10 protein-coding genes are annotated in these 11555 nt (G+C 64.2%); all 10 read left to right on the top strand.

What is annotated here, in order from left to right; genetic code table 11:
• Positions 1 to 187 precede the first annotated feature (187 nt).
• The 10 genes from E8E75_RS20260 to purD all read left to right on the top strand — a co-directional run bounded on the left by E8E75_RS20260 (position 188) and on the right by purD (position 11541).
• A complete protein-coding gene (locus E8E75_RS20260) occupies positions 188 to 1966 on the top strand; it encodes a protein-disulfide reductase DsbD (RefSeq protein ID WP_120654319.1) in 1779 nt (592 codons plus the stop codon).
• Positions 1967 to 2088: 122 nt separating this feature from the next.
• Positions 2089 to 2532: a type II 3-dehydroquinate dehydratase gene (gene aroQ, locus E8E75_RS20255; RefSeq protein ID WP_120654318.1), complete on the top strand. Its 444-nt coding sequence runs from the start codon at positions 2089 to 2091 to the stop codon at positions 2530 to 2532.
• A gap of 26 nt (positions 2533 to 2558) precedes the next feature.
• A complete protein-coding gene (gene accB / locus E8E75_RS20250) occupies positions 2559 to 3023 on the top strand; it encodes an acetyl-CoA carboxylase biotin carboxyl carrier protein (RefSeq protein ID WP_120654317.1) in 465 nt (154 codons plus the stop codon).
• A 17-nt stretch (positions 3024 to 3040) separates the two neighbouring features.
• A complete protein-coding gene (gene accC, locus E8E75_RS20245) occupies positions 3041 to 4390 on the top strand; it encodes an acetyl-CoA carboxylase biotin carboxylase subunit (protein ID WP_120654316.1) in 1350 nt (449 codons plus the stop codon).
• A 125-nt stretch (positions 4391 to 4515) separates the two neighbouring features.
• Positions 4516 to 5394 (top strand): 50S ribosomal protein L11 methyltransferase, encoded by an 879-nt coding sequence (gene prmA / locus E8E75_RS20240; RefSeq protein ID WP_120654315.1) that lies wholly within the window; start codon positions 4516 to 4518, stop codon positions 5392 to 5394.
• A 49-nt stretch (positions 5395 to 5443) separates the two neighbouring features.
• Complete coding sequence (locus tag E8E75_RS20235) at positions 5444 to 6811, top strand: DUF3426 domain-containing protein (RefSeq protein WP_120654314.1); 1368 nt, start codon at positions 5444 to 5446, stop codon at positions 6809 to 6811.
• A gap of 178 nt (positions 6812 to 6989) precedes the next feature.
• The gene (gene dusB, locus E8E75_RS20230) at positions 6990 to 7985 is read left to right on the top strand and encodes a tRNA dihydrouridine synthase DusB (RefSeq protein WP_153918064.1); all 996 of its coding nucleotides are present in this window, start codon (positions 6990 to 6992) and stop codon (positions 7983 to 7985) included.
• Positions 7982 to 8302 carry a DNA-binding transcriptional regulator Fis gene (gene fis / locus E8E75_RS20225; RefSeq protein ID WP_120654312.1) on the top strand — a complete coding sequence of 107 codons (321 nt, stop codon included), beginning with the start codon at positions 7982 to 7984 and terminating at the stop codon, positions 8300 to 8302. The genes dusB and fis overlap by 4 nt, the downstream gene beginning before the upstream one ends.
• 115 nt (positions 8303 to 8417) lie before the next feature.
• The gene (gene purH, locus E8E75_RS20220) at positions 8418 to 10025 is read left to right on the top strand and encodes a bifunctional phosphoribosylaminoimidazolecarboxamide formyltransferase/IMP cyclohydrolase (RefSeq protein WP_153918066.1); all 1608 of its coding nucleotides are present in this window, start codon (positions 8418 to 8420) and stop codon (positions 10023 to 10025) included.
• Positions 10026 to 10251: 226 nt separating this feature from the next.
• Positions 10252 to 11541: a phosphoribosylamine--glycine ligase gene (purD, locus tag E8E75_RS20215; RefSeq protein WP_120654310.1), complete on the top strand. Its 1290-nt coding sequence runs from the start codon at positions 10252 to 10254 to the stop codon at positions 11539 to 11541.
• The last annotated feature ends 14 nt before the right edge of the window (positions 11542 to 11555 follow it).

Below are 11555 nucleotides of genomic sequence, written 5' to 3'. Positions count from 1 at the left end.
GCGCGACCTATTGTCGCGCCCATTCAATCGCCCGACGATTCCGCGTGGCGCACAGAAGTCCATCATGCCTATAGGCACCGTCCGCACGACCTTTCGCCCTGAGGACAAAACCGCTTACAGCCCGGAGCCTGCAGGAAGCCGTCGAGGTCCGTTATGATGCGAGCGTTTTCCGCCCCAAGAGACCTCCATGCGCCGTCTGCTGAGCCTGATCTTTCTGCTGGTGGCCCTGCCCGCCGCCGCAGGGTTGCTGGACAACCGCCCGAGCCCGACCCTGGGTGCCTCCCTCAATAACAGCGGAGACTTCCTGCCGGTTCGCGAGGCCTTCCGCCTCAGCCTCGTGGAAAGCAGCCCCACCTCGGTGAAGCTGCGCTTCACCAATGCCGAGGGTTATTACCTTTATCGTCACCGCTTCCAGTTCCGCGCAGAGCCCGCCGACAGCGGCCTGGGCCAGCCCGTGCTGCCGGCCGGCAAGCACAAGACCGACGAGTACTTCGGCGACGTCGAGGTGTACTACGGCGTCACCGACGTCAACCTGCCGGTGGACCCGTCACGCAAGGCCCCCACCGAGTTGCGAGTGACTTACCAGGGGTGCGCCGACAAGGGCCTGTGCTATCCGCCAGAGACCGAGGTCATCAAACTGGCTGAGGGTGGCGCCAGCAGCGGCATTGACTCCTTGGGCAGCAGCACCGCCGGCACGGGCTGGGGCTGGCACGAACTGGCCCTGTTCTTCCTCGCGGGCCTCGGTCTGACCTTCACGCCCTGCGTGCTGCCAATGCTGCCGATTCTTTCCGGCGTGGTACTGCGCGGAAAGGCCGGCGGCGGACGCGGCCTGACGCTTTCGTTGGCCTACATCCTACCGATGGCCGCCTGCTTTGCCCTGCTGGGTGCGCTGATGGGGTTGTTCGGCGCCGAACTCAACCTGCAGGCACGCTTGCAGTCGCCCTGGGTACTGGTGCCCTTCGCCGGCTTCTTCACCCTCTTCGCGTTGGCCATGTTCGGCCTTTATGAACTACGCCTGCCGCGCTTCATCAGCGGCCCGCTGGATTCGCTGGCGGGCAGCACCAAGGGTGGCTCGATCTGGAGCGCCGCGCTGCTCGGCGTGGTCTCCAGCCTGCTGGTCTCGCCCTGCGTCTCTGCGCCGCTGGCCGGAGCCCTGCTCTATATCAGTGCAAGCGGCGACGCCCTGGGAGGCGGCCTCAAGCTCTTCGCCCTCGGCCTGGGCATGGGCGCCCCGCTGGTATTGTTCGCCACCGGCGGCGGTGCGCTGCTGCCCAAGGCAGGCCAGTGGATGGTCAGCGTACGCAATGCCTTCGGCGTGCTGCTGCTGGCGGTAGCGGTATGGATGCTCGAACGCGTCCTGCCCGGCCCCCTGGCATTGGGCCTCTGGGGCCTGCTTGCCGGCGGCGTTGCGCTGTTCCTCGGCGCCCTGGAATTCACCCCCAAGGCTCCGCGCGAGCGCCTGGGTCAACTGGCAGGACTGGTCCTGCTGGTCTACGCAGTGGCTGCCTGGTCGGGCGCCCTCAAGGGAGAATCCGATCCGTTGCGTCCGCTCGGCCGTGCGCACCTGGTTGGTGCGCCGTCCGTCGCCCCGGCCAGCGGAGCATGGCAAACGATCAAGACTCCGGTGGAACTCACCGGGGTCCTCGCAGAGGCCAAAGGCTCTGGCCAGCCGCTGCTGCTGGACTGGTATGCCGACTGGTGCATTAGTTGCAAGGTGATCGAGCGTGAAGTCCTTACCGCCATGGAGGTTACCTCGCAGCTGGGCGGCTACCGCCTTATCCGCTTCGACATGACCGAGAGCAATCCGGAACAACGCGCCCTGCTCGATCGCTACAAGCTGTTCGGGCCGCCGGCCATCCTGTTCTTCAACGGCAAGGGTGACGAATTGGCCGATCTGCGTGTCGTAGGTGAAGTCGATGCCAAGGCCTTCGCCGCCCGTCTGCAACAGGCGAATGCGTCGCGCTGACGCATGCAACGTCATATATTTGCCGCAAACACCGGGCATCTTGTCGATTACTGTCGGCAACTGGACAGCCTTTTCCGCTGTCCGGCATAGTGCCGCCTGGCCTCCAATAAGGAACAAACAGCATGGCCACCCTGCTCGTCCTGCACGGCCCCAACCTCAACCTGCTGGGCACCCGCGAACCCGATAAGTACGGGGCCACGACCCTGGCCGAGATCAACCAGGGCCTGGAGCGCCGCGCTCGCGAGGCCGGCCATCACCTGATGTACCTGCAGAGCAATGCCGAGTACGAACTCATCGACCGGATTCATGCGGCCCGCGGTGAAGGAGTGGACTTCATCATCATCAATCCTGCTGCTTTCACGCATACAAGTGTCGCCCTACGTGACGCATTGCTCGCAGTGAGCATCCCATTCATCGAAGTGCACCTGTCCAACGTGCACAAACGGGAACCTTTCCGCCACCACTCCTACTTCTCCGACGTTGCAGTAGGAGTGATCTGCGGTCTGGGTGCCACCGGCTACCGCCTGGCCCTGGACGCGGCGCTAGAACACCTTGAACGCCCCTGACCTCACCCCTTGGGAGTTGATGATTAATGGATATCCGTAAAGTCAAGAAACTGATCGAACTGCTGGAAGAGTCCGGTATCGACGAACTGGAGATCCGCGAGGGCGAAGAGTCCGTGCGCATCAGCCGTCACAGCAACAAGGCCTTCGCGGCCCAGCCGGTTTACGCCGCCGCCCCGGCACCGGTAGCAGCACCTGTTGCCGCTGCCGCTCCGGTCGCCGCAGCTGAAGCCGCTGCACCGGCAGCACCGAAGCTGAACGGCAACGTCGTGCGCTCTCCGATGGTCGGCACTTTCTACCGTGCCGCCTCCCCGACCTCGGGCAACTTCGTCGAAGTCGGCCAGAGCGTGAAGAAAGGCGACATCCTCTGCATCGTCGAAGCCATGAAGATGATGAACCACATCGAAGCCGAAGCCAGTGGCGTGATCGAGTCCATCCTCGTGGAAAACGGTCAGCCGGTTGAGTACGACCAGCCGCTGTTCACCATCGTCTGAACCGCGGAGAGCCTGCGATGTTGGAAAAAGTCCTGATCGCCAACCGTGGCGAGATCGCCCTGCGCATCCTGCGCGCCTGCAAGGAACTGGGCATCAAGACGGTGGCGGTGCATTCCACGGCCGACCGTGAGCTGATGCACCTGTCCCTGGCCGACGAGACCGTTTGCATCGGCCCGGCTTCGGCAGCCCAGTCCTACCTGAACATCCCGGCGATCATCAGCGCCGCCGAAGTAACCGGCGCCACTGCTATCCACCCGGGTTACGGCTTCCTGGCCGAGAACGCCGACTTCGCCGAGCAGGTGGAGAACTCCGGTTTCGCCTTCATCGGCCCGAAAGCCGACACCATTCGCCTGATGGGCGACAAGGTATCGGCCAAGGACGCCATGAAGCGCGCCGGCGTACCGACCGTGCCGGGCTCCGACGGCCCGCTGCCGGAAGACGAGGAAACCGCGCTGGCCATCGCCCGTGAAGTGGGCTACCCGGTGATCATCAAGGCCGCCGGTGGCGGTGGTGGTCGCGGCATGCGCGTGGTGTACGAGGAAGAAGAACTGATCAAGTCGGCCAAGCTGACCCGCACCGAAGCCGGTGCCGCGTTCGGCAACTCCATGGTCTACCTGGAGAAGTTCCTCACCAACCCGCGCCACGTCGAAGTCCAGGTCCTGTCCGACGGCCAGGGCAATGCCATCCACCTGGGTGACCGCGACTGCTCCCTGCAGCGCCGCCACCAGAAGGTGCTGGAAGAAGCCCCAGCCCCGGGTATCGACGAGAAGGCCCGCGCCGAAGTACTGGACCGCTGCGTCCAGGCCTGCATCGAAATCGGCTACCGCGGCGCTGGCACCTTTGAGTTCCTCTACGAGAACGGTCGCTTCTACTTCATCGAGATGAACACTCGCGTGCAGGTGGAGCACCCGGTCACCGAAATGGTCACCGGCATCGACATCGTCAAGGAAATGCTCAGCATCGCCGCTGGCAACAAGCTGTCGATCAAGCAGGACGACGTCGTCATCCGTGGCCATGCGCTGGAATGCCGGATCAACGCCGAAGACCCGGACAACTTCATGCCGAGCCCTGGCAAGGTGACCTACTTCCACGCCCCAGGCGGCAACGGCGTTCGCGTCGATTCGCACCTGTACAGCGGCTACGCGGTTCCGCCGAACTACGACTCGCTGATCGGCAAGCTGATTACCTACGGCAAGGACCGCGACGAAGCCATGGCGCGCATGCGCAATGCGCTGGACGAGATTGTCGTTGACGGCATCAAGACCAACATCCCGCTGCACCGCAACCTCACTCGCGACAAGGGTTTCTGCAAGGGTGGCATCAACATCCACTACCTGGAAAAGAAACTCGGCATGGACAAGCACTGATTCAGGGTGCCTGATCCACGATCACAGGGGCTGCCATATGGCGGCCCTTGTGTTTTTCCGGCCTGTGCTCAAGTAAGCTTGCGCGCCTGCCGCATGTGCACGCTGAATTTTCAAGAGGTCCCGTCATGCCCTGGTTACAAGTTCGACTCGCCATCACCCCGGAACAGGCGGAAACCTACGAGGACGCCCTGCTGGAAGTGGGCGCTGTCTCGGTAACCTTCATGGACGCCGAAGATCAACCGATCTTCGAACCGGACCTGGGGACCACCCCACTCTGGTCCAATACCCATCTGCTCGCCCTGTTCGAGGCCGATACCGACGAAGCCAACCTGGTGGCGCACCTGGAACTGCTGACCGGCGGCGCGCTACCGGAGCACCAGATCGAGCGCATCGAAGACCAGGACTGGGAACGCAGCTGGATGGACAACTTCCAGCCCATGCGCTTCGGCCGCCGCCTGTGGATCGTACCGAGCTGGCACGACGCCCCCGAGCCGGGCGCGGTGAACCTCCTGCTGGACCCGGGCCTGGCGTTCGGCACTGGCACGCATCCAACCACCGCCCTCTGCCTGGAATGGCTCGATGGCCAGGACCTCGACGGCTGCGAAGTACTGGATTTCGGCTGCGGCTCGGGCATCCTCGCCATCGCCGCGCTGCTCCTGGGTGCGCGCCAGGCAGTCGGCACCGACATCGACCCGCAAGCCCTGGAAGCCTCCCGCGACAATGCCTCGCGCAACGGCATCGACCCGGCGCGCTTCCCGGTCTACCTGCCGGCCGACCTTCCAGCCAAACCCGCCGAAGTGGTAGTGGCGAATATCCTTGCCGGCCCGCTGGTCTCGCTGGCGCCACAGATCACCAGCCTCGTGGCAGCCGGCGGACGCCTGGCGCTGTCCGGCATCCTCGCCGAGCAGGCCGAGGAAGTGCGCACGGCCTATGCCGGCGCCTTCGACCTCGACCCTACTGCAGAGAAGGACGGCTGGGTACGCATCAGTGGCGTGCGCCGCTGAAAGCCAGCAGATCGAGTAAAATAGCCTTTCGTTTCGACCGGATCGCCGCATGACCGACAGCTTCGTCACCCAGTGCCCGCATTGCCAGACCAGTTTCCGCGTCAGCCGCGCACAGCTGGCCGTAGCCCATGGCGCCGTGCGCTGTGGCGCTTGTCTGCATGTGTTCAATGCGGCTCAGCAGCTGTTGGCGGCCAAGGGCCAGGCGATAGCGCCGGCGACCCCGAAGCCCAAGCCCGCGGCACCGACAGCGCCACCCAGGCCGGCAACACCCCAGGCACCGGCCGCGCCAGTGCCCAGCGTCGCCACCGTGCTCAAGCCGCCGGTTGCACCGCAGACGACGCCGGTCAAGCCAGCCAGTAGCGACACCCTGTGGATTCACGACGACCTGGACCTCGACAGCCTCGACCTGGACGAAGAACTGGCCAAGCTGGAGCAGGAAGAGCAGCGCCTGTCCCGTGACCTGCTGGGCCCCGCCGCACCCGTGCGGACCGAAGCGCAACCGACGCCGCGTCACGATGAAGGTTGGGCCGAAGCTCTGCTGGAGGCCGAGGAGCCCTCTGCGGAACTGGCCGCCGAGCGGGACGACGAGCACGAACCCGAAGCTGGGCCTGACTTCGAACTGCGCGCCGAGCCAGTTGCCGAGCCGGTGAGTCGCACGCCAGTGGAGCCGCCCAAGCCTGCTCCGGCAGAGCGCACCGAACCCAGCCTGTCCATGGACCTGGTAGAGGACGAGCCCGGCCCGGACTTCAGCCTGGGTTCAGCCCGCGACGACGAACCCGAAGACCTGCGCGACGATGACGACGAGCTGGACGAGCCGCCTGCTACCGAGCCCGTGCGCCTGCAACACTCGCGCAACGAACCTGCCCTCCGCGACGACGGCCTCCTCGACCTGAATGACGAGCCGCTGCAGCTGGACTGGCAGGAAAGCAGACGCCCCTGGGGCCGCTGGATCGGCTGGTTCCTGCTGAACCTGATCGCAATCGGCGCACTGTCCACCCAGTACATCTGGTACCACTTCGATGAACTGGCCCGGCAGGACCAGTACCGCCCCTGGTTCCAGCAAATCTGCCCGGAAATCGGCTGCCAGCTGCCCTCCAAGGTGGATATCGACCTGATCAAGAGCAGCAACCTCGTGGTGCGCAGCCACCCCGAGTTCTCCGGCGCCCTCGTGGTCGACGCCATCCTCTACAACCGCGCCGCCTTCGCCCAGCCGTTCCCACTGCTGGAGCTGCGCTTTGCCGACATCAATGGCCAATTACTGGCCAGCCGTCGCTTCAAGCCAGGCGAATACCTTTCCGGCGAACTGGCCGGACAGGCGGAAATGCCTCCGCAAACCCCTATCCACATCAGCCTGGACATCCTCGACCCAGGCACCAAGGCTGTGAACTACAGCCTCAGCTTCCACTCCCCCGAATAAGCTGGAGACGCCGGATTCCGGAGTCTCCAGGCGTTTTCTAACTCCCGGCGATAAGCACAGGGCTGTTCAGAATTTGTTCAAAACAGCCTTTATCCAGTCACCGAGAGCGGGTATCATGCCCACCCTTTTTCGAACTCCCCCAGCACTCAACTGAGCAGGCCCCAAACAGGGAAGACCTATGTCGGCGGTTAGCATTGGCCCTTATGCCTTGCCCAATCCAGTGATTCTCGCCCCCATGGCGGGTGTGACCGACCGGCCGTTCCGTCTGCTGTGCCGCCGTCTTGGCGCCGGCATGGTGGTATCGGAAATGGTCACCAGCGACGTGCGCCTGTGGAACAGCCGCAAGTCGCGGCTGCGCCTGCTCCACGAGGGCGACCCGGAGCCCCGTTCCGTCCAGATAGCCGGCGGTGATCCGGAGATGCTGGCCGAAGCGGCCAGGGCTAATGTTGATCTCGGTGCCCAGATCATCGATATCAACATGGGCTGCCCGGCGAAGAAGGTCTGCAACAAGGCCGCCGGCTCGGCGCTGATGAAGGACGAAGCCCTGGTGGCCGATATCCTCAACACCGTGGTCAAGGCCGTCGATGTGCCCGTCACCCTGAAGATCCGCACCGGTTGGGACCGATCGAACAGGAACGGCATCAACGTGGCGAAAATCGCCGAACAGGCTGGCATCCGGGCCCTGGCCGTCCACGGCCGGACCCGCGCAGACCTGTACACCGGCGAAGCCGAGTACGACACCATCGCTGCGATCAAGCAGGCGGTGTCCATTCCGGTCTTTGCCAACGGCGATATCGATTCGCCACAGAAAGCCAGGCAGGTCCTCGACGCCACCGGTGCCGATGCCCTGCTGATCGGTCGAGCGGCCCAGGGGCGACCCTGGATATTCCGCGAGATCGCGCATTACCTGACGACCGGTGAACTTCTGCCGGCGCCGGGCTTGATCGAAGTGGAACAGATACTGCTGGAGCACCTGGCCGCACTGCACGCCTTCTACGGCGACGAGATGGGCGTTCGCATCGCCCGCAAGCATGTCGGCTGGTATCTGGCAACCCTGCCGGGCGCCAGGGAGTTTCGCGCCAAGTTCAATCGTTTGGAGTCCACGGACGCGCAGTGCGCCAACGTTCGGGAGTTCTTCGCCGAGCGTCACAACGAAGGGGAAAAGGCCGCATGACGACGATGACCGAGAATTTTTTTGATGGGGCAACACCCGTGAGCGACACCGCCAACCTTAAACAGCACCTGACGGCACCTACCGCTGAGGGCCAGACCCTGCGCGGCAGCGTCGAAAAGGCGCTGCACAATTATTTCGCCCATCTTGAGGGCGCCGCCGTCACGGACGTGTACAACCTGGTGCTTTCCGAAGTGGAAGCGCCGCTGCTGGAATCCGTGATGAATTACGTCAAGGGTAACCAGACCAAGGCTTCCGAGATGCTCGGCCTCAACCGGGGCACGCTGCGAAAGAAGCTCAAGCAATACGACCTGCTCTGAAAGGCGGGAACCTGAAGCCGGAAGCCTGAAGCGGGAACCAGACCCGACGCTCAGCCTTCCGGCTTCCGGTTTCAGGCCCAACCGCTAAATCTTCTCCCACTCGAATGGTTCCGAAATGACCGACCAGACCACCCGCCTTCCCGTTCGCCGCGCCCTGATCAGCGTTTCCGACAAGACCGGCATCGTCGAGTTCGCCCGTGAACTGGCTGCCCTCGGCGTAGAGATCCTCTCCACCGGCGGTACCTACAAGCTGCTCAAGGACAACGGCATCGCCGCCGTGGAAGTCGCCGACTACACCGGTTTCCCGGAAATGATGGACGGCCGCGTGAAGACCCTGCACCCGAAGATCCACGGCGGCATCCTTGGCCGTCGCGACCTCGATGGCGCGGTGATGGAACAGCACGGCATCAAGCCGATCGACCTGGTCGCGGTCAACCTGTACCCCTTCGAAGCCACTGTCGCCAAGCCTGACTGCGACCTGCCGACAGCCATCGAGAACATCGACATCGGCGGTCCGACCATGGTCCGCAGCGCCGCGAAGAACCACAAGGACGTCGCCATCGTGGTCAACGCCAGCGACTATGCCAGCGTCCTCGAAGGCCTGAAGGCTGGTGGCCTGACCTACGCGCAGCGTTTCGACCTGGCCCTCAAGGCGTTCGAGCACACCTCCGCCTACGACGGCATGATCGCCAACTACCTGGGCACCATCGACCAGGCACGCGACACCCTGTCCACCGAAGGCCGTAGCGCCTTCCCGCGCACCTTCAACAGCCAGTTCGTCAAGGCCCAGGAAATGCGCTACGGCGAGAACCCGCACCAGAGCGCGGCGTTCTATGTAGAAGCGAAAAAGGGCGAGGCCAGCGTCTCCACCGCCGTGCAGCTGCAGGGCAAGGAACTCTCCTTCAACAACGTGGCTGATACCGACGCTGCGCTGGAGTGCGTGAAGAGCTTCGTCAAGCCGGCCTGCGTCATCGTCAAGCACGCCAACCCGTGCGGCGTGGCCGTCGTACCGGAAAACGAAGGCGGCATTCGCAAGGCCTACGACCTGGCCTACGCCACCGACACCGAATCCGCTTTCGGCGGCATCATCGCCTTCAACCGCGAACTGGACTTTGATACCGCCAAGGCCATCGTCGAGCGCCAGTTCGTCGAAGTCATCATCGCGCCGAAAATCTCCGCCGCCGCTCGTGAAGTGGTCGCTGCCAAGGCCAACGTGCGCCTGCTGGAATGCGGTGAATGGCCGGCTGAGCGTGCCGCAGGCTGGGACTTCAAGCGCGTCAACGGCGGCCTGCTGGTACAGAGCCGCGACATCGGCATGATCAAGGCAGAAGACCTGAAGATCGTCACCCAGCGCGCCCCGAGCGAGCAGGAAATCCACGACCTGATCTTCGCCTGGAAAGTGGCCAAGTTCGTCAAGTCCAACGCCATCGTCTACGCCAAGAACCGTCAGACCGTCGGCGTCGGCGCCGGCCAGATGAGCCGCGTCAACTCCGCCCGCATCGCCGCCATCAAGGCCGAGCATGCCGGTCTTGAGGTGAAGGGTGCGGTCATGGCTTCCGACGCTTTCTTCCCGTTCCGCGACGGCATCGACAATGCGGCCAAGGTCGGCATCACCGCCGTGATCCAGCCGGGCGGCTCCATGCGTGACAACGAAGTCATCGCCGCCGCCGACGAAGCCGGCATCGCGATGGTGTTCACCGGCATGCGCCACTTCCGCCACTGAGTGACAGGGACGCACTGAAGCGGGCATCTGCTGCGTTGTCCGGCCCTTCCCCAATGCTCATTGCCAGAAGGCAACTCCGCTGGGTGAAGGACCGGACGCCTTGCATCTACCCGCTCCATCGCGCCCCCTACAGTCCGTCGTAGAAGATTCGTAGCTTTTGTAGGGTGGATGACGCTCTTCTCATCCACCGTTGGGGCCCCAGGCCCGCCTCCTGAAGGAGAATTCAATGAACGTACTCATTATCGGCAGCGGCGGTCGTGAACACGCCCTGGCCTGGAAAGTGGCCCAGGACCCGCGCGTCGAGAAGGTCTTCGTCGCCCCGGGCAACGCCGGCACCGCGACCGAAGCCAAGTGCGAAAACGTCGCTATCGACGTGCTGGCCCTGGAACAACTGGCCGATTTCGCGGCCCAGAACGTCCAGTTGACCATCGTCGGCCCGGAAGCGCCGCTGGTGAAAGGCGTGGTCGACCTGTTCCGCTCGCGCGGCCTGGACATCTTCGGCCCCACCGCCGGTGCTGCCCAGCTGGAAGGCTCCAAGGCCTTCACCAAGGACTTCCTGGCCCGCCACAAGATCCCCACCGCCGACTACCAGAACTTCACCGAGGTAGAACCGGCCCTGGCCTACCTGCGTGAGAAAGGCGCCCCCATCGTCATCAAGGCCGACGGCCTGGCCGCTGGCAAGGGCGTGATCGTCGCGATGACCCTGGAAGAGGCCGAAGCCGCCGTACGCGACATGCTCGCCGGCAATGCCTTCGGTGACGCCGGCTCGCGCGTGGTGATCGAGGAGTTCCTCGATGGCGAAGAAGCCAGCTTCATCGTCATGGTCGACGGCCAGAATGTGCTGCCCATGGCCACCAGCCAGGACCACAAGCGCGTGGGCGACGGCGACAGCGGCCCGAACACCGGCGGCATGGGCGCCTATTCCCCCGCTCCGGTGGTCACTGCCCAAGTGCACCAGCGCGTGATGGACGAAGTCATCTACCCGACCGTGCGCGGCATGGCCGAGGAGGGCAACGTCTACACCGGCTTCCTCTATGCCGGTCTGATGATCGACAAGAGCGGCGCGCCCAAGGTCATCGAATTCAACTGCCGCTTCGGCGATCCGGAAACCCAGCCCATTATGGTGCGCCTGGAATCGTCCCTGGTCCTGCTGGTGGAGGCCGCCCTGGCCAAGGCCCTGGACAAGGTCGAAGCCACCTGGGACCCGCGCCCCACCGTTGGCGTGGTACTGGCCGCAGGCGGCTACCCGGGCGACTATGCCAAGGGTGACGTCATCGAAGGCCTGGCCGATGCCGCAGCCCTGGACGGCAAGGTGTTCCATGCCGGCACCGCGCTGAAGGACGGCAACATCGTCACCGCCGGCGGTCGCGTGCTTTGCGCCACCGCCATCGGCGCCAGCGTCTCCGACGCCCAGCAGCAGGCCTATCGCCTGGCGGAGAAGATCCGTTGGAACGGCTGCTTCTATCGCAAGGATATCGGCTACAGGGCCATTGCCCGGGAACGCGGCGAAGGGTAAGAAGTCAATAGATA

Origin of the sequence: Pseudomonas sp. BN606 (assembly GCF_029873115.1) — a bacterium.
Classification (GTDB): domain Bacteria; phylum Pseudomonadota; class Gammaproteobacteria; order Pseudomonadales; family Pseudomonadaceae; genus Metapseudomonas.
The sequence above is the reverse complement of the archived record's forward strand: the minus strand, read 5'-3'. Positions and strand labels throughout refer to the sequence as shown.